Origin of the sequence: Bradyrhizobium sp. LTSP849, from assembly GCF_000938255.1 — a bacterium.
In the GTDB taxonomy this organism is placed as follows: domain Bacteria; phylum Pseudomonadota; class Alphaproteobacteria; order Rhizobiales; family Xanthobacteraceae; genus Bradyrhizobium.
On the sequence record NZ_JYMR01000004.1, the window covers coordinates 57,338 to 78,160 of the forward strand.

Sequence of the window (20,823 nt, forward strand, 5' to 3'; positions counted from 1 at the left end):
GGGCGAAACGCTCTTAAGTCAACGGAACCGGATTTTCTTGTTCGCGGCGCTGCAGCCTGACTGTGCTACGGAATCTTCATCGTGTGGATGCCGCATTCTGTCTTGGCGCGACCGCGCCAGCGACCGGCGCGTTCGTCCTCGCCCTCAGTCGTTCTGCTCGTGCAAGGCATACACCCAACCGACAGAAAACCGGACTCTGTGAGTGGATGACGCGGCAATTTGGCGCGGACGAAAATCGCCTCGAGCTCCTCGCGCGAGACGTTGGCAAAGGGATTGAACTTCAGCCGCGCGCCGTCGTCCTCGACCACCGGAATGTCGGCGCGCGCGTTGCCCTGGAAGCGCTTGCGCCCGTTGATCCAGGCCGAAAACGGCTTCAGTGCACGCGCCAGCGGTTCCACCTTGCGGATGCGACAGCAGGCATCAGGATCGGAGAACCAGAGGTCGTGGTCGGCATCCTCGCGCGACAGCGTCTCTTCCGCGGGCTTGATCGAACGGACATCCTTTAATCCCAGCGCCGCGATCAGCGTGTCGCGATAGGCCAGCGTCTCCTCGAACAGCCAGCCGGTGTCGAGAAAGATCACGGGGATCGCCGGATCGACATCCGCCATCACCTTGAGCAGCGTCGCCGATTCCGTGCCGAACGACGACACCAGTGCAAGCTTCTCGCGACCGACCGCCTTCAGAGCCGCGGCGATAACCTCCGCGGGCGAAGCATCGCGCAACGCACGATCGAGCTCCTCCGCCAATGGCAGCGCAGAGACGGATGCCGACGAAGCCTGAGGCGCAATTGCGTTCACGTGCCGACACCTTCGGAGTGACGCAACTGCATGCGCCGGTGCAGCGCCGTGATCCGGCCGTCACCGGTCGGCTGGTAGAACACCGAATAGCGCTTCGCCGTCTGCATGAAGGCTTCCGCATCGGCCTGCTTCTTGACCTCGAAGGAATCGAAGCCGGCGCGCAGCATGAACACGAACTGGTCGCGCAACACCTGGCCGGTGGCACGCAGCTCACCGCGATAGTTGTAGCGCTCGCGCAGCAATCGCGCCTGGCTGTAGGCGCGTCCGTCGCGGAAGCTCGGGAACACCAGCGCGACGACGGCGATCTTGCCGAGATAGGGCACGAGCTCGGCGATATCGCGATTGTTCGGCCAGATCACGCCGATCTTGCCACTGCGCTTCAGCAACGCGTCCGCATCGCTCAGGAAGCGCTCGGCCGGTACCAGGATGTCGCCGCCCTCGGGCAGCGGCGTGTCGACGGCAAGCTTGACGAAGCCGTCCGCGACGATCTTTCCGCCGTTAACGAGTGGCATAGACGCGCTCCTTGAAGGGTTCGACGCCGAGGCGCTTCACTGTGTCGACGAACAGCTCCTCCGGCCGCTCGCGCAGCGCCAGATAGGCTTCCACGATGTCCTCGACAACGTCGGCGACCTCGTCGAACTTGACACCGGGACCGATCAGATTGCCAAGCGCGGCATTCTCGTCGGCACGACCGCCGATCGTGATCTGGTAGACCTCCTCGCCGTTCTTCTCGACGCCGAGAATGCCGATATGACCGACATGGTGATGGCCGCAGGCGTTGATGCAGCCGGAGATGTTGATGTGCAGCCGGCCGATCAGATTGGCCAGCTCGTGGTTGGCAAAGCGCCGCGTCAGCTCTTGCGCGATCGGGATCGAGCGCGCGTTGGCCAGCGAGCAATAATCGAGCCCCGGGCAGGCGATGATGTCGGTGATCAGATTGACGTTCGGCGTCGCGAGGCCAAGCTTGTCGAGCGCCTTCCACAGCGCCGGCAGGTCGCGCTTCGCGACATGCGGCAGAGCCAAATTCTGCTCATGACCGACGCGGATTTCGCCGAAGGAATATTTGTCGGCGAGATCGGCGAGCGCATCCATCTGCTCGGCGGTGGCATCGCCCGGAGGCGCGCCGATCGGCTTCAGCGAGATCGTGACGATGGAGTAGCCCGGATTCTTGTGCGAGGTCACCGAATTCTTGCGCCACGCCTCGAAGTCGGGATCGGCCGCAGCTTGCCGCAACTCGTCCGGCATGTGCGGAAGCTTCTCATAGGCCGGATAGATGAAGCGCGAGCGGATGTCCTCGATCACCTCGTCGTCGATCTGAAGCGAGGAGTTGCGGATATGCTGCCACTCCTCCTCGACCTCGCGGGAGAACTTCTCGATGCCGAGCTCGTGCACCAGGATCTTGATGCGCGCCTTGTAGATATTGTCGCGGCGTCCGTACTGGTTATAGACGCGCAGGATGGCCTCGATATAGCTCAGGAGATCGCGGCCATGGACGAAGTGCTTGATGGTCTTGCCGATGAACGGGGTGCGGCCGAGGCCGCCGCCGACTAGAACCTCGAAGCCGGTCTCGCCCTTCTCGTTCTTGATCAGACGCAGGCCGATATCGTGAACCTTGATCGCGGCGCGATCGTGGTCCGATGCGGTGATCGCGATCTTGAACTTGCGCGGCAGGAACGAGAATTCCGGATGCAGCGTGGTGTGCTGACGGATCAGCTCCGACCAGATGCGCGGATCCTCGATCTCGCCGGGCGCGACACCCGCCCACTGGTCCGAGGTGACGTTGCGCATGTTATTGCCGGAGGTCTGCATCGCGTGGATGCCGACCTCGGCGAGATCGGCCAGCGCATCCGGCAGGTCCGAAAGCTTGATCCAGTTGAACTGGATGTTCTGGCGCGTCGTGAAATGGCCGTAGCCGCGGTCATATTTGCGCGCGACATGGGCCAGCTGCCGCAACTGGTTCGACGCCAGCGTTCCGTAGGGAATCGCGACGCGAAACATGTAGGCGTGCAGTTGCAGATAGACGCCGTTCTGCAAGCGCAGCATCTTGAATTCGTCCTCGGTCAACTCGCCCGAGAGACGGCGCTGGACCTGGTCGCGGAATTCCGAGACGCGCTCGTTGACCAGCGTGCGATCGATTTCGTCGTAAGCGTACATGATTAAAATGCCTTACAGCTCGACCCGCGGTTAAACCGGCAGGTCGATGGTCACGCCATCGTGGCGGATCTGCTCGCGCAGATTTCCGGGCACGATCTTGCCATCCTCACCGATCTGGACCGGAGCGATATAGGGACCAATCGCGCCGACGTCATCGGCCACGGCCTCGGCGAGCAACGCTTTCGCCTCATCGGAGTTTCGCACGATCGCGGCGTCCGCGAGGTCAGCTGACCAGCCCTTGGCAGCGGTGCGGTAGACGACGACACCATCCCAGGTGCGGTTGGCGGTCACCACGGAGGAACCGGCGATTTTGAGTTTCTGTTGCAGAGGAGAGGTCATTCGGCAGCATCCAACAGGTCAGAGATGATTTGTTTGGGGGTTTCGCGGCGAAGCGAACCGGCATGCCGGACCACGTCGCCGATGATGAGGATGGCGGGACCGCCATTGGTCCGCCGCACGAGCTCGGGCAGGTCGCGCAGCGTGCCGATCGCGCCTTGCGCATCGGGCCGCGTCACGCGGGCAAACACGCCGACCGGCGTTTCCGGCGAGCGGCCGGCTGCGAACAGGCCGGCGCGGATAGCGGGCGCAGCTGTCATGCCCATGTAGACCACGACGGTCATTTTGGTATCGGTCAGCGCCGACCAATCCACCGTTTCGGCATCGCGCGCCTTGTGTGCGGTGAGAAAGGTGATGCGGGTCGCTTCATGACGGTAGGTGAGCGGCACCTCGAAATCGGCGGCACCGCCAAGGCCGGCGGTGATGCCGGGAATAATGGAATAGGCGACACCGGCGGCACGCAGCGCTTCGACTTCTTCGCCGCCACGGCCGAACACGAAGGGATCGCCACCCTTCAGCCGTACCACGCGCTGGCCGGATTGCGCCGCCTCGATCATCCGTTTGTTGATGGCGTCCTGGCCGATGCCGGGCTTGCCGATACGGCGGCCGACCGGAACGCGCGTGGTGTCGCGGCGAATGCGGTCGAGGATTTCAGGGGAAACCAGTTCGTCATGGAAGACGATATCGGCATCCTGCAACGCGCGCAGCGCCTTGATGGTGAGAAGATCGGGATCGCCGGGGCCGGCGCCGACCAGCGCGACGGAGCCTTCCGGCTTGTCGGCACGCGCGAACGCGGACGGATCGGAAATAGCCTTGAGCGCCGCGTCCGCCTCGCCTTTGCGGCCGGCGAGCACGGAGGCGCCGATCGGCCCGTCGATCACGCGCTCCCAGAAGCGGCGGCGCAGCGGAAACTCGGCGATACGCTCATTGATGGATTTGCGGAAGCCGCCGATGAACTCGGCGAGCTCGCCAATGCGTGCCGGCAGCAGCGCCTCGATCTTCTCGCGCACGCGCCGCGCCACCACCGGCGACGTTCCGCCGGTGCCGACCGCGACCACGACATCGCCGCGATCGACGATGGCCGGGAAGATGAAGCTGGAATGGTCGAGATCGTCCATGACGTTGACGGGCAGGCCCAGCGCCTTGGCGCGGACCGACATCGCCACGCCGACATCGCCCGCACCCGCGCAGACGACCGCGATGACGCCGGCAAGATCGGCGATGAGCGGATCGCCAGCCGCTATGTCTATGCGCGCTGCATCCTCGGAGCTGACGCCCAGATCATGATTGCCGTCGATCGCATGCACGCGAATGCGCGCGCCGGCCGCGGCGAGCACGCGCAATTTGGCGCGCAAAAGCTCGCCCGCGCCGATGAGGACCACCGGACCGGCCTTGAGATCGAGGAACACCGGCAAGAACCGCATGCGATACTCGCTTCCCCCACATCCGGGGTTGACTGGAATTATTTTCTATATATGTGTCGTTATGAGTGCGCAAAGAGAAAATTTTTTCTTCTCTTCTGCACCGCAACTATAGAATTTTCGCCTCCAAACGCAAAGTGGCAGAGATGCATCTTCTCAGCACTGATTCCGGCGCAGATCGACTGGGCTCCGCGACTCCCGTTTCCCAGCATATTTCGGTCGAACCAACCGCGCCCAGTATGGACCATCTCGACCAGCTCGAGGCGCAGAGCATCTATATCTTCCGCGAAGCCTTCGGCCGCCTGAAGAAGATCGCCCTGTTGTGGTCGCTCGGCAAGGACTCCAACGTCATGATCTGGCTGGCGCGGAAAGCGTTCTTCGGCCGCCTGCCATTCCCGGCTCTCCATGTCGACACCGGCAAAAAGTTTCCCGAGATGTATCGCTTCCGCGATCATTACGGCAAGGAATGGGATCTCGACCTGCGCGTCGAGCCCTGCCCGCCGATCGATGCCGTCGACCCAACGCTGCCGCCGGCCGCCCGTTCCGCCGCGCGCAAGACCGAAGGGCTCAAGATGGCACTCGGCAAATACGGCTTTGACGGCCTGATCGCCGGCATCCGCCGCGACGAAGAAGCCACCCGCGCCAAGGAGCGCGTGTTCTCGCCGCGTGGCCTGGAAGGCAATTGGGACGTGCGCGACCAGCCGCCGGAGTTCTGGGATCATTTCAACGCGTCGCCGCCGCAAGGCGCGCATTTGCGCATCCACCCGATCCTGCATTGGACCGAGGCCGACATCTGGGCCTACACCAAGCGCGAGAACATCCCGATCATCCCGCTCTATCTGTCCCAGAAGGGCAAGCGCTACCGCTCGCTGGGCGATCAGGACATCACCAACCCGGTGAATTCGACCGCGTCGAACATCGACGAGATCCTGATCGAGCTCGAGCAGACCAAGGTGCCGGAGCGCGCCGGCCGCGCGCTCGACCACGAGACCGAGGACGCCTTCGAGCGCCTGCGCGTCGCCGGCTATCTCTGACCTTAGGACGCACCGCGGCCATGAACATGATCGTCACCCCCGCTTCGCCTGCGACCCCGAACGGCACCAATTCGATGCCAAATGGCACGACGCGACCGCAAGTGCGGATCGTCATCGTCGGCCATGTCGATCACGGCAAGTCGACGCTGGTCGGCCGCCTGTTGCACGAGACCGGCAGCCTGCCCGACGGCAAGCTCGAGATGCTGAAGGCCGTCAGCGCGCGGCGCGGCATGCCGTTCGAATGGTCGTTCCTGCTCGACGCGCTCCAGACCGAGCGCGACCAGGGCATCACCATCGACACCACGCAGATCCGCTTCCGCACCAATTCGCGCGACATCGTCCTGATCGACGCGCCGGGCCACGCCGAATTCCTGCGCAACATGATCACAGGCGCTTCGCAGGCCGACGGCGCGGTGCTGATCATCGACGCGCTCGAAGGCGTGCGCGACCAGACCCGGCGGCACGGCTATCTCCTGCATCTGCTTGGCGTGAAGCAGGTCGCTGTTGTCGTCAACAAGATGGACCGCGTCGACTTCTCCGCCAATCGTTTCAAGGAGATCAGCGACGAGATCTCGGCGCATCTGCTAGGCCTCGGCGTGACGCCCACGGCCGTGATCCCGATCTCCGCCCGCGACGGCGACGGCGTCGCCGAGCGCACCGACCGGATCGGCTGGTACAAGGGCCCGACCGTGGTCGAGGCGCTCGACGCCCTCGAGCCGGCGCGCCCGCTCGAAGCGCTGGCGCTGCGCCTGCCGGTGCAGGCGATCTACAAATTCGACGACCGCCGCATCGTCGCGGGCCGCATCGAATCCGGCAGCCTGATTGCCGGCGATGAGATCGTGATCATGCCCGCCGGCAAGATCGCCAAGATCAAGACGGTCGAGAGCTGGCCGGTGACGCCGGTCGCGGGCCGTCAAGGCGCGGGCCGCTCGGTCGGCATCACACTCGACCGCGAACTCTTCATCGAGCGCGGCGACATCATCGCGCATGCCAATGCCGCGCCGCGCGAGACGCGGCGGCTGCGCGCGCGCATCTTCTGGCTGCACGACAAGCCGCTCGCCCAGGGCGACCAGCTGCTGGTGCGCTGCGGGCCGAAGGAAAGCCGCGCCACCGTCGTTGCGATCGAGAAGGCCGTCGACCCCGGCGAACTCTCGAGCATCGAGAACAAGGCGATCGGCCGCAACCATGTCGGCGAGATCGATATCTCGCTGTCCAATCCGATCGCGACCGATCCCTACACCGACAATCCGCGCACCGGGCGCCTCGTCATTGAGGTGTCCGGGCGCATCGCCGGCGGTGGCCTGGTGCTGTCGGTCGATGCCGGCCAGCGTGCCGTGCCGGTCGACATCGTGCCGGTGGAATCGGCGCTTCGTCCCGACGAGCGCTCCGCGCGCTACCAGCACAATGGCGCGGTGGTCTGGCTCACCGGCCTGCCGGCCTCCGGCAAGTCGACGCTGGCCAAGGCTTTGGAACGGCGGCTGTTCACCAATGGCGGCTCGCCGATCCTGCTCGACGGCGACACGGTGCGCGCGGGGCTCAACAGCGACCTCGGCTTCACCGCGCATGATCGCAGCGAGAACATCCGCCGCCTCGCGGAAGTCGCGACGCATCTCGCGCGCAACGGCCATATCGCCATCGTCGCCGCGGTCTCGCCCGCCCGCGAGGACCGCGCTACCGCGCGCCGCATCGCGGATACCGCATTCCGCGAGATCCATGTCGCGACGCCGGCCGACATCTGCGAGGAGCGCGATCCCAAGGGCCACTACAAAAAGGCCCGCGCCGGTGCGCTTGCCTCTTTCACAGGCATCGGCAACGACTACGAGAAGCCGGAGGCGGCCGAGCTCGTGATCGATACGTCGACGCGGACCGTCGCAGATGCGGCGGACGACATCGAGCAGATGCTGAAGGCGACCGGCGTACTGTTCGACGAGGTCGTGGACCTCGCGGCGAATATTTGAGGGCACTCTCGTTGGTTGGCGCACAGCCACCACACATGTGGTGCGTTCCCTCCCCCCTTGCGGGGGAGGGCTAGGGAGAGGGGTCCACACGGGGACTCTCTCCATCGACAACAGCATTCCGCTCCGTCGAATTCATACACACCTCTTCCTGGGCTACCCCTCTCCCCCGCCCTCCCCCGCAAGGGGGGAGGGAGCACAGTTGAGCGCGTGGCGCCGAGCCGGGCTCGATCGTGCGAACGAGCCAGGTCCCCACCTCGCCTTGACATTTTGACAGACCTTTAGGGGCCTTCTCACCGCCCCGATTTTGGGGCTAATAAGGCCCCGAAAGCCGCTCCCTGTGGGCGCATTTTGCTGCTGTCGGGTCAAAAGCAGCCAAAAACAGCCATTTCCAACAAGAAAGACCATCATGAAACGCGTCGACGCCCACGGATTGAAGATCGCCCCCGTCCTGTTCGATTTCATCGCCAAGGAAGCGGCCCCGAAAACGGGGATCGCGCCGGATGCGTTCTGGGCCGGGCTTGCCGGCATCATCAAGGAGCTGGGGCCGAAGAACCGCGCACTGCTCGCCGTCCGTGACACGCTCCAGGCCAAGATCGACGATTGGCACCGCGCCAACAAGGGCAAGGCGTTCGACCTCAATGTCTATACAGCCTTCCTGAAGGAGATCGGCTATCTCGTCCCGGAGCCCGCGACGCAGAAGGTCGAGACCACCGATGTGGACGAGGAGATCGGCAAGATCTGCGGCCCACAGCTCGTCGTCCCCCTGACCAATGCGCGCTATGCACTGAACGCGGCGAATGCGCGCTGGGGCTCGCTCTACGACGCCTTCTACGGCACCGACGCGATCCCGCACGATCCTTCCGAGAGCGGCAAGGGTTACAACAAGGCGCGCGGCGACAAGGTGATCGCCAAGGCCAAGGCGTTCCTCGATGCCGCCGTGCCGCTCGCGACCGGCAGCCACACCGACGTCACGGCCTATAGCGTGGTCGCGGGCCAGCTCGCGGTGAAGCTGAAGAGCGGCAATGCCACCGCGCTGAAGAACGCCGCGCATTTCGCGGGCTTCCAAGGCGATGCAACGGCACCTTCCGCGGTGCTGCTCGGCAACAACGGCCTGCATGTCGAGGTCAAGATCGACCGCAACAGCGTGATCGGCAAGGACGATCCGGCCGGTGTCGCAGACATGATCATGGAATCTGCCGTGTCGACCATCCTCGACATGGAGGATTCGGTTGCCGCCGTCGATGCCGAAGACAAGGTGCTGGTCTATCGCAACACGCTAGGCCTGATGAACGGCACGCTGTCGGCCGATTTCGAGAAAGGTGGCAAGACGCTGACCCGTTCGCTCAACACCGACCGCAGCTACAAGACACCGGACGGCAAGGGCGAGGTCAAGCTGCACGGCCGTAGCCTGCTGCTGATGCGCAATTGCGGTCACCACATGTTCACCGACGCGGTGCTGGACGAGAAGGGCGAGGAAATTCCCGAAGGCCTGCTCGATGCCGCCGTCTCGGGGCTTCTTGCCATCCACGACTTGAAAGGCAACTCGAAGACCAAGAACAGCCGCACCGGATCTGCCTATATCGTCAAGCCGAAGATGCATGGCCCCGACGAGGTGTCGCTGACCTGCGAGATCTTCGACCATGTCGAGAAGATGCTGTCGCTGCCTGAGAACACACTCAAGGTCGGCATCATGGACGAGGAGCGGCGCACCACCGTCAACCTCAAGGCCTGCATCCAGCGCGCCTCCAAGCGTATCATGTTCATCAACACCGGCTTCCTCGACCGCACCGGCGACGAGATCCACACCTCGATGGAAGCGGGTCCGATGATCCGCAAGAACGAGATGAAGGCGCAGGCCTGGATCAAGGCCTATGAGGACTGGAACGTCGACATGGGCCTGATCGACGGCCTGCCCGGCCACGCCCAGATCGGCAAGGGCATGTGGGCCGCCCCCGACAAGATGGCGGACATGCTAACGCAGAAGCTCGCGCATCCGCAGGCCGGCGCCACCACCGCCTGGGTGCCGTCGCCGACCGCGGCGACGCTGCACGCGCTGCACTACCACCAAGTCAACGTCACCGCACGCCAGCAGGAGCTGACCAAGGGCGGTCCGCGCGCAAAGCTCTCCGACATCCTCACCATTCCGGTATCGAAGTCGAACTGGGCGCCGGACGACGTCAAGCAGGAGATCGACAACAACTGCCAGGGCATTCTGGGCTATGTCGTGCGCTGGATCGACCAGGGCGTCGGCTGCTCCAAGGTGCCCGACATCCACGATGTCGGCCTGATGGAAGACCGCGCCACCTTGCGCATCTCCAGCCAGCATCTCGCCAACTGGCTGCACCAGGGCGTCATCACCGAAGCACAAGTAATGGAATCGCTGAAGCGCATGGCCGTCGTCGTCGACAAGCAGAATGCGGGCGACGCCATCTACAAGCCGATGGCGCCGTCATTCGACGGCGTCGCCTTCAAGGCGGCCAGCGATCTCATCTTCAAGGGCCGCGAGCAGCCAAACGGCTACACCGAATACATCCTCACCGCGCGCCGCCGCGAGGCCAAAGCACTTGGCTAAGAAGGCGGCGGGCTGAGGCCGGTCATACAAACACCGAAAGCCCCGGCTCACGCCGGGGCTTTTTTGTTTGGGGATCCGTCCGCGCCCGCTAAAACACCGCGAGATATTTCAGCAGAGACACGATGCCGATGATGATGACGACGACGCGCGCGATCTGCTTGGCGCGGCCGTCCATCGGCAGCATGTTGATGAGATAGAGCACGAGGATGATGACGAGAAAGGTGACGAGTACGCCGACCAACATTGCAGGGCCCCCTTCAGGCAAATTGCTAACGGTATCCTAACGCCTGTTGCTCGCGTCGGTTCCATTCGGGCAACCCATTGCAACTTCTAGTAAATGCGTACTTCTACCAGCAGGCTGGCTGCCTAAAACTTTACCCTTTTCGTTTCAGATGCCTAAACCGTATCTCGCCAGCCGCGAACGGTATGCAATTGCCGATGCTGTCGCGCCCCCCTGTTTTCTGATGTTGCCGGGCGCCGTTTGCGACCTTTGAGAATGGGAATTGGGGGATTTCGATGTTGAATCGTCTGACCGTGTCCGCGCTCCTGAAGGCGGTGATTGCGATCACATCGATCTGCGTGGTGATCGCGCTCTCGCTCACCGCCTACGAGTCCTGGGATCGCCTCAAGACCACCAACCGCATCTCGCATATCGCCGACGCCTCCGCCGATCTGTTCAAGGCAATGCACAACCTGCGCACCGACCGCTCGACCACCACGCGGCTCCTGAACGCGACCGACCCGCTCGACCCCGAAATCGAAAAGTATCTGCGTGCGCTCCGCGACGCCCAGATGCCGGCAATGGCACGTGCGCTCGAGCTGTTGCCGACCATGGACTTCCCGCAATCGGGCACGATGGTGCCGGAGCTTGCGCGCCTCAACAAGTTGCTGATCGAGGAGCAGAAGCAGTTCTGGGAGGAGGTCGCCAAGCCCAAGGACCAGCGCCGCGCGGGCCTGCCGAAGGAATACATGGACACGACGCAAGGCCTGCTCGACGTGCTCGATAAGCTGTCGAACACGCTGGCCGCCACCGTCAACCACCAGGACGCCGAGATCGACCAGCTGCTATCGATCAAGCAGAACGCCTGGCTGCTCCGCAACACCGCCGGCGAAGCCTCGCTGATCGTCGCCAACGGGCTTGCCGCCGGCAAGATCACGCCGGAGGGCCGTTACGCCTATACCCAATATGTCGGCGGCACCGCCGCGATGTGGAAGGCACTGGACTTGTCGACCTCGGGCATGCAGTTGCCGCCGGCGCTCGCCTCGGCCATGGCCGCCGCCAAGACTGCCTATTTCGAACCGCAATATCTGGCTCTGCGCGACCGCCTCGCGGATGCGCTGGTCAAGGGCGAGAAGCCCGAGATGACGGCGAACCAGTGGAGCCCGCTCACGGTCGGCCGCATGGGAAGCGCGGTCGCGGTTGCTGAAGGCGCCCTCGATGCTGCGAGAGCCCACACAGTGGAGCAGCGCGGCGCTGCGCAACGCGCACTGACCGCGCAACTCGTGCTGTTGGCGCTCGCCATCGGGCTCGCGGTCGGCGCAATCATGCTGGTCAGCCGCCGCGTCATCCACCCGCTCAACACCATCCGCGACGCGATGCTGAAGGTTGCTGGCGGCGATCTTGCCGTCGACAGCGGCTATCTCGACCGCAAGGACGAGATCGGCGCGCTCGCCGGCGCGCTGGAGACCTTCAAGCAGCAAGCCATCGACAAGCTCGAGATCGAGGAGCACGAGCGCGAGCGCAATGCCGGCGCCGCCACACGCCAGCGCGCAGTCGAAGCCTATGTCGGAGAGTTCGAGGGCGCGGTACGCAAGACGCTCGGCGAATTGAGCGATGCCTCCGGCGCAATGCGCAAGACCTCGGTCGATCTGTCGGCCGTGTCGCGGCAGACCAACGACCGCGTCCAGGTCGCCGGCAAGGCGTCCAATGACGCCTCGATGAGCGTCGACAGTGTCGCCGCCGCCGCCGAAGAGCTCAGCGCCTCGATCAACGACATCAGCCAGCAGGCCGCGCACGCCGCTGGCATCGCCGGCCGCGCCGTCACCCAGGCGCGCGAGACCGATGGCACCGTGCAGGGACTGGCCAAGTCCGCCGGCCGTATCGGCGAGGTCGTCGGCCTCATCAACACCATCGCGCAGCAGACCAATCTACTCGCGCTCAACGCCACGATCGAGGCCGCACGCGCCGGTGAGGCCGGCCGCGGCTTTGCCGTGGTCGCCTCCGAGGTGAAGTCGCTGGCGAGCCAGACGGCGAAGGCGACCGAGGAGATCTCCGAGCAGATCGCCGACATCCAGAAGGTCGCGGGCGACGCCATCAATGCGATCCAGACCATCGGCGGCATCATCGGCGAGGTCAACGAGGTCGCCACCGCAATTGCCGCCGCCGTGCAGGAGCAGGGCGCAGCGACCCAGGAGATCACCCGCAGCACGCAATACGCGGCGCAGGGCACCAAGAACGTCTCGGACAACATTACCGGCGTCAAGGCCGACGCCGATGCCGCAGCCGCCTCCGCTGAAAACGTGAAGCACGCCTCCGAGCTGCTGGAGACGCAGAGCCGCCAGCTCGGTCACGAGGTCAGCGACTTCCTCGGCAAGATCCGCGCGGCGTAACGCTGGCGCTACAACCTCCGTGTCGTCCCGGAGCAGGCCGGGACCCATAACCACAGGGAGAAGTTTGGCGGATTACGCCTTCTTCGCTGCCAAGACCGCCATCCCTCGATAGATCACGCGGTATGGGTCCCGGCGAAGGCCCTAGGGCATGCACACATCTCTAAGGCTCCATCCGGCTGCGAGGGCATGGAAGTATTGGAGACCATTGCTGAAGGTGATGGGACCTGGCGGCCTGGAAGATGGATAGCCATCCCAGCCACCGAGGCGGCCGATGATCCAGGCGGCCCAGGCCAGGCTGTCAGGCGGATGCGGATTCTTCAGCCGCTTACTTTTGGCTTCGTACTGCTGGTTCAGGGCAGTCAGCGTGGCCATCTCGCTGGTGTTGAAGGCGATATGGATGGACTGCGGTCTACCGTCACGCGCTTGCAGGAGCTGGATGGTGATCACAGCCGCTTTGGCAGCGATGGCGACCAGTTTCAGGAGCCGGTCAGCGGTCCCAATTTGGCTGTCTTCGAGCTTGAGGCCTTGTGTCTTGAGGACACGGAAGAACTGCTCGATGATCCAGCGCTGCTTGTACCATTCGACGATACGCCAGGCGTCGTCTGCACCGGCGACCCCGTGAGAGGTGAGAAGACACCAATGCAGCGGTTCGACGTCGGAGCCGGCGTTGATCTCGCGGACATCAATGACGGCCAGATGTAAGCTTTTCGGCAAATGGCGCAGGAACTTGCTTTGCGGTCGAGCCAGTTCGATTGCACCAAAGCGAAGTTCAAGGTTAAGCCTGACGTGCCGGCCGCTGCGCTCTCGGAGGCAATTGGATCGTACGACGCTCCATCGCCACCATAGCGTCGATGGCCGCATACAAACCCGCCATGTCGGCCAGCTTGCGATCATGCATGCTGCGGGCGATCACGTGATAGCCTTGCTCGGCCGCGCTGGCATAAAGGGCAAAGATGTCACTCTCGCGGTCACCAAGCAGGGTCACTCTTGCGGCTTTCGCAAGCAGCGGCTTGGCCGCAAGGGCGGTGGCAGTCCAGCGCTGCGATTCCTTGTCCGACAGCTCGCGGCTGTCATGCGAGACGGTCCGACGGCCCTCACGCGTCCACACTTCGCCGCTCAGAAGTCCCAGGCAGATGCCATTGTCCGCATCCACCGCCAGCAACGGGTGCAGCAGCACACCGTGGTTATTGCCCTTGCCGATCTCCCCAAGCCCGCGACGACGTTGCGGTGTGGTGTTGAAGTGGATCTCACTGGTGTCCTGGATCGCCAAAACGTGGCGGCCCTCGACGGCTGCAACCGTGCTTTCACTCCAGCTTTCGATGATCCGCTCCGCTGTCACCTTGTCATGACCGAGAAAGCGGTTGAACCGCACCTCCAGATTACGGTCACCTCTGGAAAGCTGCCGCAGGCAGACATTCTTGCCAGCAACCATGCGTCCGACAAGCGCCGCCCCCCTTTATCGAGACGACGATCCCCGAACCGGCCTAGCGTCCAGTCAATTCGTGACAACATGGCGGCACCTCGATCCGATCAGAAGTGCCGCAATAGAGATCACACGGATTCCCGATTCTGGAACCCCTTACCCGCGACCCGAGTCAATCCGTCGCACCAGATATGTGCATGCCCTAGGGCCTGCGCCGGGACGACGGCGGAGATTGAGGCGCCGGCATCGCTTCACACACGCTGCCGCGCTACTCCTTCGCCACCACCGGCAGCTGGCGGAACTTGGCGCGCACGGACTCCGGCAGCGGCGAGAAATTCATCGCGATGCCACGACGGTCATTGGCATTTCGGTTGGCGACTACCAAGCCGTCGTTGCCTGCGACGATGTCGCCCTTGCGCAAGGTGGGATCGTCCTCCGCCTTCACCGGCGCTAGCCCGGTCGAATCCTTGCCGTTGCAAGTGCAACCGGCAACGATCTCGTTGCGGTAGCGGAAAGCGTTAGGCAGATCGGAATAGGATTTTCCGGCCTCGGTCGAGGCGTTGTCGATATTGCTGCCATACACCAGTGACGTTTCCGAAGTCGGGCAGAAGCTCTTGCAGGATTGCGCCTTGCTCTCGGCATCAGCGCCCTGCGCCGGGAAATAGCGGCCGTCGCAACCGCGCACGCAATAGGCCGTGCCGCCGCCATAGGCCGCGCGCTGGCGCGGGGCGTCATAGCGCGGCATATCGTCGTTGGAGAACGGCATACGAATCTCCGGAGCGGGCCGCCCACGGAAGCCGCCGAACAATGCCGAGAAGAAATCCTCCGCATGCGCCGACGGGGTCAGCGCGAGGCCAAGAGAGAGGCCAAGAGAGGCGACGGCGAAGACCGCCGCCGCACTGCGGGCGAGTTTTCTGATCGAACGTTTAGCCATGTGAACCTCACTCAACTCTTAGTTCACTGCCGACGTCGAGATATTCAGCGCCTGCCGCCCCGAAGGCAGCGTCGTCACGGCCGGGCGCTTGCGCCAGGAATCACTCCCCTTGTCTCCATCTCGCGCCATTAAGGGCGCATTCTTCGGCAGCACCACGACCTTGGCGCCGATATTGACCCGGCTGAACAGGTCGGTGACGTCCTCATTGGTCAGGCGGATGCAGCCGGAGGAGACGAACTTGCCGATCGTGGTGGGATCGTTTGTGCCGTGGATGCGGTATTCGCTGGAGCCGAGATACATCGCGCGCGCGCCGAGCGGATTGCCGGGGCCGCCGGCGACGAAGCGCGGCAGATAGGGCTGGCGGGCGATCATCTCGGCCGGCGGATGCCAGTCCGGCCATTCCGCCTTGCGGGTGATGCTCTGCACGCCCGCCCAGGTAAAGCCCTGACGGCCAACGCCGACACCGTAGCGGATGGCACGGCCCTGGCCGAGCACATAGAAGAGATAGGTGTTGGCGGTATCGATGACGATGGTGCCGGCCGGCTCGCTGCGATCGAAGCTGACGATCTGTCGGCGCAGCCGATCTGGCAGCGCGGCATCGTCGTCGGCGGCCTGCGGCGCCTCGCTTGTGTAGCCCTGCGAATAGGTCTGGTCCTGCGGATACCCCTGCGGCTGCATCGGCGCATAGCCGAGCGTCTGGGCCTGTGCTGCGAACGGCACCGTCAGCAAAGCTGTCGCAAAGGCAAAAGCGGCGACGGCGCGCGGCGAGAAGCGGCGATGGGCTTCAGAGAACTTTGTCATGTGCTGCCCCGTGGAATGTCTGCATCTTCAGTGATGCGGCTTCCCAACAAACGCAGCAGAACCGACTCAAGTTCCATCGTCCTCTGCGGCAATGACGTCACAGTCAAGCGAGCTTAACTTCACGAAGCCGCGATGGAACCGTAACAGCCCCCGGGCGTTTTCCGATCACCAATGGGCGCCCGGACACCTCCGTGCGGGGAGAGCTATTGTGCGCGTCCTTCCCTCTGAACGTCTGATGCCCGGCAAGAACGAAGGCACACCGCTCCCCGATAGCCACGGCGAGCTGCCGCCGGTGATCCGCCGAACCGAGTTCGTCGCCTTTGCCCTCGCCGGCCTGCTCCTGATCGCCATTGTCGCGGTACTCTATGCCGCCAAGGCGTTCTTCCTCCCGGTCGTGATGGCCATCGTTGCCGGCACCATGCTGTCTCCGGCCGCGAGCTTTCTGGAGCGGCGGCACGTGCCTCGCGCCCTCGGCGCCGTGCTGATCGTAATCGCGGTGACAACGGTTGTCGCGTTCGTCGTCGCGCTGATTACCGTGCCCGCAATGGAGTGGAGCTCGCGGCTGCCGGAGCTGGGCGCGCAGTTGAAGGAGAAGGCGCATGTCTTCGACCGGCCGCTGGCGCTGTGGAAGGAGCTGCAAACCATGGTCGGCGGCTCCGAGGGGCTGCCGAGCGTCCCCTTGCCGAAATTCGATTGGGTGCAACCGACGCTGGAATTCCTGTCGCCGACCTTCGCCGAATTCCTGCTGTTCTTCGCCACCCTGATCCTTTTCATCGCGAGCTGGCGCGATCTTCGGCGCGCGATGATCATGAATTTCAGCGATCGCGATGCGCGACTGCGCACGCTTCGAATCCTCAACGAGATCGAGGTTCACCTCGGCAACTACCTCCTGACCGTCACCGTCATCAATGTCGGCGTCGGCATCGCTACCGGCATCGTCTGCGCGATCACCGGCATGCCAAATGCGGCCGGACTCGGCGCGCTTGCGGCCGCGCTCAACTTCATCCCGATCATCGGGCCGGTGGCGATGTTTGCCGTGCTGGCCGTGGTTGGGCTGGTCGCCTTCCCCACCATCGGCGGCGGCCTGGTGACGGCACTCGCCTTCGGCGGCGTAACTTTCCTGGAAGGACACTTTGTCACGCCGACCATCATCGGCCGCAGGCTGTCGCTGAACGCGCTCGCCGTATTCATCGCTCTCGCGTTCTGGACCTGGCTGTGGGGACCGATGGGCGCATTCCTGTCGTCGCCGCTCCTGATCGTTGCGCTGATCCTGAAGGAGCATCTCGCGCCGGCGGATTCGCCGCAGCTTCCGCAGGGGTAAGGGGTTTCGACGACGGAACTTCCGTCACAACGAAACGTTTTCCGCTCATCTCACCGCCAACAGTTCGGAGCCTGTAATGTCAATAACCGACGGCGAAGCCAGAATGAGAGACTGGACCGAAAAAGCCACCGCAGAACGCCTCGAGAAGGATGTAGCAGCCGTGAAAAACGATATCGCCGCCCTCACCGACCAGATCACCGACGCGCTCAACACGTTTGCAAACGCGACGGGCAAGCAAGCCCGGCGTGGCTACAAGCAGGCGCGCGAAAACATGGATTCGACGCTCGATGACATGTCGGATCGCGGCAGCGCGATGATGGGCGCGGCGCAGGACGCTTACGGCTCGATCGAAGAGACGCTGGAAGACGCGATCACGCAGCGGCCGCTCGCGACCGTCGGCATCGCGCTCGGCATCGGCTTCCTGATCGGCGCGGTCTGGCGTCGGTAGGCCGCGCGACGGGGTCTTGAGATCACGGCGGCCTCCAGCGCCGCCGTGATTGGCTTGTGGGGATTTTGAGGAGCAAGTCCATGTTTCAGCGCATCATCGACGGCATCAGCGCCTCGACCGGCACGACGGTCCGTCTGACGTCGCTCGCCGCGGGCGCCGCGTTCGCGCTCTTCATCACCACATGCTTCCTCTGCGCAGCCGCCTTCATCTCCGTCCTGGAGAAATATGGCCCGGTGCAGGCCTGCCTCGCCGGCGCCGCCATCTTCTTCCTGCTGACGCTCACTGCTGCGGGGAGCTATTGGGGCTACAAGCGGGAGATGCGGAAGCGCGCCCGGATCACCGCCGAGCGTGCGGCCAAGTCGACGGCACAAAGCATGCTCGCCGACCCCATGCTGCTCGCCACAGCACTCCAGATCGTCCGCGCGGTCGGCGTCAAACGGCTGCTGCCGATCCTGGCGATCGGCGGCGTCGCGCTCGGGATCATGGCAAGCCGCGCCGGCACATCGGATGAGGCTTCGGCCGAACCGGCCGAGTAGCGATGAGACCGCGTTAAGAAAGTTGCGCCGCAGACCGGGAGAGCAGGCTCGTTGAAATTCGACGGCGGAGTTTGCGCAATTTTTCATCAGCCGCAGTAAATCCGTCCCTATTCACGCAAACGCTACTCGGATAGGCAGGTGGTTGCCGCTAAAAGCAGCGCCCTGATTCCAAAAGCCATTTTCCGAGATGAAACCGTCCGTCAAAGCGAACCTCGCTGCATTCCATCACGACGCCAGGCTCTATTTGACGCTCGGCATCGCCAACTGGTCGATCTTCGTCGACCACATCCCGAACAATGTCGTGAATCTGCTGACGCTGCGAAACTTCGGCTTCAGCGGTGCCGCCGATCTGTTCGTGTTCGTGGTGGGCTATGGCGTCGCCGTCATCCACGGCAGGATGGCGCTGGAGCGCGGCTATGTCGTCGCGGCGACGCGCATCTTCCGCCGCGTCTGGCGGCTCTATGCCGCCTATGTCGTGCTGTTCGTGATCTATATCGACACCATCGCCTATGTCGCCTCGCAATCGATGGCACCGGAGATCATCAGTGACTACAACATCTCCGGGATACTCGAACATCCGCTGCGCATTCTGGTCCGCGGCCTCGTGCTCCAGGAAGAGCCGCTGAACCTCGATCTGCTGCAACTGATGATCCCACTGATGGCGTTCTTTCCGCTGGCGCTGTGGGGGCTGTTGCGACGGCCAAACCTGACGCTGGCGCTGTCCATCGCGTTCTATTTCGCGGCACGCTGGTTCGAGTGGGGTTTCCGGACCTATCCGGACCAGGAATGGACCTTCAATCCGTTCTGCTGGCAGATGCTGATGGTGCTGGGCGGCTGGTTCGCCGTGACCGGCGCGTCCGGCCGCGCGCTGCACGGCATGCGCTGGCTGCGGGTACTTGCGGGCGCCTATCTCGTGTTCGCGATGGGCATCACGCTGATGCGCCATTCGCCGGCGCTGTCGGCCTACCTGCCGGATATCGTGCTCAACAACATCTCGCCGACCGACAAGGAAAACCTCGCGCCCTATCGCGTGATCCACTTCCTCGCGCTCGCCTTCCTCGCGACGCATCTCATTCCGGCCGACCATCCTGGCCTGCAATTGAAGCCGCTTCAGATGGTGATCAAGTGCGGTGAGGAGTGGCTTGCCGTGTTCTGCGTCGGCGTCTTCCTGTCCTTCGCCGGCCATCTGATCCTGATCACGGGAGCCAATCTGGTCGTGATGCAGATTGGGGTGAGCCTGGCCGGCTTCGCGGCAATGACGGCGGTCGCCTATTACATCTCCTGGTCGAAGCGGCAGGACGAGCCGGCGGCCTTGCGTCAGCGGGCTTAGCCGGGTCAGTTCACGCGATTCCACTAGGCCGGACGCCGCAGCTGCGCTATGCGGGGCGGAGCGGCCGCAGCAATGGCGGCTCCCCGCAAGGAGACCCGCTTGGTCATGGCGAAAGGCACGAGTGATGCGGCCGAGAGCGCACCCCGGCGCGGCCGACCACGCTCGATCGAGACCACCAACGCCATCCTCGAAAGCGCCTATGCGCTGATGGCCGCGACCGGCCTCGCCGCCACCACCATCGATGCCGTCGCGCGCCACTCCAGCGTCTCCAAGATGACGATCTACAAATGGTGGCCGTCGCGGGAGGCGTTGCTGATCGACGCCTTTCTCCATCACGCTGCGCAAATGCTGCCGCTGCCGCCTGTGAGCGCCGGCACGCCGGTGGCGCGCGCGCGTCGCCATGCCGCGGCCTATGCCGAGGCCTTGCAAGGCGAGTTCGGCAAGGTACAGCTCGCCGTCATCTCCGAATGCATCTCCAAGACGGGCTCGGCCGAGCTGTTCTACACGCGCTATCTGCAATTCCGCCGCGACGCGCTGGTGGAGATGATCGCCACGGGTCAAAAGGACGGCAGCATACTAGCCGAGGGGCCGGCGGAGGATCTCTACGACGCGATCTATGGCAGCCTGTTCTATCGCTACGTCTTCGGCATCGAGCCGATCACGCCTGCTTACGCGCGCAATCTGGTCGACCTGGTGTTGCGGCCGAAGGGCTAGGCCGGTAGCTGAATGCGCTCGACGTCCGCCCCGATTCCCACAGGAGCATCAGTCTCATCATGATCAAACGAATCTCGCCATACGCAGGGCTGCTCCACGAAGTGGTCGAGCATGGAGGCGTGCTCTACATCGGCGGAATCGTCGCCGAGGACACGAGCGTCGACATGTCTGGCCAGGCAAACGATGTACTTGGCCAGCTGTCGCAACTCCTGAAGACTCTTGGGTCCGACCTGACCAGCGTATTGCAGGTGACCATCTTCGTCACGAATCTGAGCGAGAAGGCCGCATTCAATGCGGCCTGGAAGGCGCACTTCGCGGAAGCTCATCTGCCGGCGCGCGCCGTCGTCGGCGTGGCCGATCTCGGTCCGGGCGTCAAACTCGAGATGACAGCAATCGCGGCTCGGCCGACCGCTACCTGAAGCGCAAGTCGAGGT

20 protein-coding genes are annotated in these 20,823 nt (G+C 63.9%); 10 read left to right on the forward strand and 10 right to left on the reverse strand.

The window, feature by feature from the left end; translation table 11 throughout:
• Window positions 1-65 precede the first annotated feature (65 nt).
• The 5 genes from UB31_RS02605 to cysG are packed head-to-tail and all read right to left on the reverse strand — an operon-like array spanning window position 66 to window position 4,711.
• A complete protein-coding gene (locus UB31_RS02605; RefSeq protein ID WP_045009699.1) occupies window positions 66-797 on the reverse strand; it encodes a phosphoadenylyl-sulfate reductase in 732 nt (243 codons plus the stop codon).
• Window positions 794-1,309 carry a DUF934 domain-containing protein gene (locus UB31_RS02610; protein WP_045009700.1) on the reverse strand — a complete coding sequence of 172 codons (516 nt, stop codon included), beginning with the start codon at window positions 1,307-1,309 and terminating at the stop codon, window positions 794-796. The genes UB31_RS02605 and UB31_RS02610 overlap by 4 nt, the downstream gene beginning before the upstream one ends.
• Entirely contained in the window at window positions 1,296-2,951 is a 1,656-nt protein-coding gene (locus UB31_RS02615; RefSeq protein WP_045009701.1) for a nitrite/sulfite reductase, read from the reverse strand. Before UB31_RS02615 ends, UB31_RS02610 begins: the two co-directional genes overlap by 14 nt.
• 30 nt (window positions 2,952-2,981) lie before the next feature.
• The gene (locus UB31_RS02620) at window positions 2,982-3,290 is read right to left on the reverse strand and encodes a DUF2849 domain-containing protein (protein ID WP_045009702.1); all 309 of its coding nucleotides are present in this window, start codon (window positions 3,288-3,290) and stop codon (window positions 2,982-2,984) included.
• Window positions 3,287-4,711: a siroheme synthase CysG gene (cysG, locus tag UB31_RS02625; RefSeq protein ID WP_045009703.1), complete on the reverse strand. Its 1,425-nt coding sequence runs from the start codon at window positions 4,709-4,711 to the stop codon at window positions 3,287-3,289. Before cysG ends, UB31_RS02620 begins: the two co-directional genes overlap by 4 nt.
• 236 nt (window positions 4,712-4,947) lie before the next feature.
• Between cysG and cysD the strand changes: the two genes are divergently transcribed.
• The 3 genes from cysD to UB31_RS02640 all read left to right on the forward strand — a co-directional run bounded on the left by cysD (window position 4,948) and on the right by UB31_RS02640 (window position 10,272).
• The gene (gene cysD, locus UB31_RS02630) at window positions 4,948-5,742 is read left to right on the forward strand and encodes a sulfate adenylyltransferase subunit CysD (protein WP_045009704.1); all 795 of its coding nucleotides are present in this window, start codon (window positions 4,948-4,950) and stop codon (window positions 5,740-5,742) included.
• Window positions 5,743-5,762: 20 nt separating this feature from the next.
• Entirely contained in the window at window positions 5,763-7,700 is a 1,938-nt protein-coding gene (cysC, locus tag UB31_RS02635; protein ID WP_045009705.1) for an adenylyl-sulfate kinase, read from the forward strand.
• 406 nt (window positions 7,701-8,106) lie between these two features.
• Window positions 8,107-10,272: a malate synthase G gene (locus tag UB31_RS02640; RefSeq protein ID WP_045009706.1), complete on the forward strand. Its 2,166-nt coding sequence runs from the start codon at window positions 8,107-8,109 to the stop codon at window positions 10,270-10,272.
• An 88-nt stretch (window positions 10,273-10,360) separates the two neighbouring features.
• On the opposite strand, the gene UB31_RS41155 is transcribed toward UB31_RS02640, so the two are convergent.
• Window positions 10,361-10,516 carry a Thivi_2564 family membrane protein gene (locus UB31_RS41155; RefSeq protein WP_084292245.1) on the reverse strand — a complete coding sequence of 52 codons (156 nt, stop codon included), beginning with the start codon at window positions 10,514-10,516 and terminating at the stop codon, window positions 10,361-10,363.
• Window positions 10,517-10,788: 272 nt separating this feature from the next.
• On the opposite strand from UB31_RS41155, the gene UB31_RS02645 reads away from it, so the two are divergent.
• Window positions 10,789-12,882, forward strand: coding sequence for a methyl-accepting chemotaxis protein (locus UB31_RS02645; RefSeq protein ID WP_045009707.1), 2,094 nt, complete (start codon window positions 10,789-10,791; stop codon window positions 12,880-12,882).
• Between the two features lie 141 nt (window positions 12,883-13,023).
• On the opposite strand, the gene UB31_RS42450 is transcribed toward UB31_RS02645, so the two are convergent.
• The 4 genes from UB31_RS42450 to UB31_RS02660 form a co-directional block, all read right to left on the reverse strand.
• Window positions 13,024-13,743 (reverse strand): transposase, encoded by a 720-nt coding sequence (locus UB31_RS42450; protein ID WP_245305937.1) that lies wholly within the window; start codon window positions 13,741-13,743, stop codon window positions 13,024-13,026.
• Window positions 13,658-14,314 (reverse strand): hypothetical protein, encoded by a 657-nt coding sequence (locus tag UB31_RS42455; RefSeq protein ID WP_245305938.1) that lies wholly within the window; start codon window positions 14,312-14,314, stop codon window positions 13,658-13,660. The genes UB31_RS42450 and UB31_RS42455 overlap by 86 nt, the downstream gene beginning before the upstream one ends.
• A 259-nt stretch (window positions 14,315-14,573) precedes the next feature.
• Window positions 14,574-15,239 carry a DUF2865 domain-containing protein gene (locus UB31_RS02655; RefSeq protein WP_045009708.1) on the reverse strand — a complete coding sequence of 222 codons (666 nt, stop codon included), beginning with the start codon at window positions 15,237-15,239 and terminating at the stop codon, window positions 14,574-14,576.
• 18 nt (window positions 15,240-15,257) lie between these two features.
• On the reverse strand, window positions 15,258-16,040 hold the full coding sequence (locus tag UB31_RS02660; protein WP_045009709.1) for a L,D-transpeptidase: 783 nt from the start codon (window positions 16,038-16,040) through the stop codon (window positions 15,258-15,260).
• A gap of 208 nt (window positions 16,041-16,248) precedes the next feature.
• Here UB31_RS02660 and UB31_RS02665 point away from each other — a divergent pair, with 208 nt between their 5' ends.
• The 6 genes from UB31_RS02665 (at window position 16,249) to UB31_RS02690 (ending at window position 20,808) form a co-directional block, all read left to right on the forward strand.
• A complete protein-coding gene (locus tag UB31_RS02665; RefSeq protein ID WP_045002529.1) occupies window positions 16,249-17,361 on the forward strand; it encodes an AI-2E family transporter in 1,113 nt (370 codons plus the stop codon).
• Window positions 17,362-17,437: 76 nt separating this feature from the next.
• Window positions 17,438-17,809, forward strand: a complete 372-nt coding sequence (locus UB31_RS02670) for an ElaB/YgaM/YqjD family protein (RefSeq protein WP_045002528.1) — start codon at window positions 17,438-17,440, stop codon at window positions 17,807-17,809.
• A gap of 80 nt (window positions 17,810-17,889) precedes the next feature.
• Window positions 17,890-18,345: a hypothetical protein gene (locus UB31_RS02675; protein ID WP_045009710.1), complete on the forward strand. Its 456-nt coding sequence runs from the start codon at window positions 17,890-17,892 to the stop codon at window positions 18,343-18,345.
• A gap of 187 nt (window positions 18,346-18,532) precedes the next feature.
• Entirely contained in the window at window positions 18,533-19,675 is a 1,143-nt protein-coding gene (locus UB31_RS02680) for an OpgC domain-containing protein (RefSeq protein ID WP_045009711.1), read from the forward strand.
• A gap of 105 nt (window positions 19,676-19,780) precedes the next feature.
• Complete coding sequence (locus UB31_RS02685) at window positions 19,781-20,389, forward strand: TetR/AcrR family transcriptional regulator (RefSeq protein ID WP_045009712.1); 609 nt, start codon at window positions 19,781-19,783, stop codon at window positions 20,387-20,389.
• A 59-nt stretch (window positions 20,390-20,448) separates the two neighbouring features.
• Window positions 20,449-20,808, forward strand: coding sequence for a RidA family protein (locus tag UB31_RS02690; RefSeq protein ID WP_045009713.1), 360 nt, complete (start codon window positions 20,449-20,451; stop codon window positions 20,806-20,808).
• Window positions 20,809-20,823 lie beyond the last annotated feature (15 nt).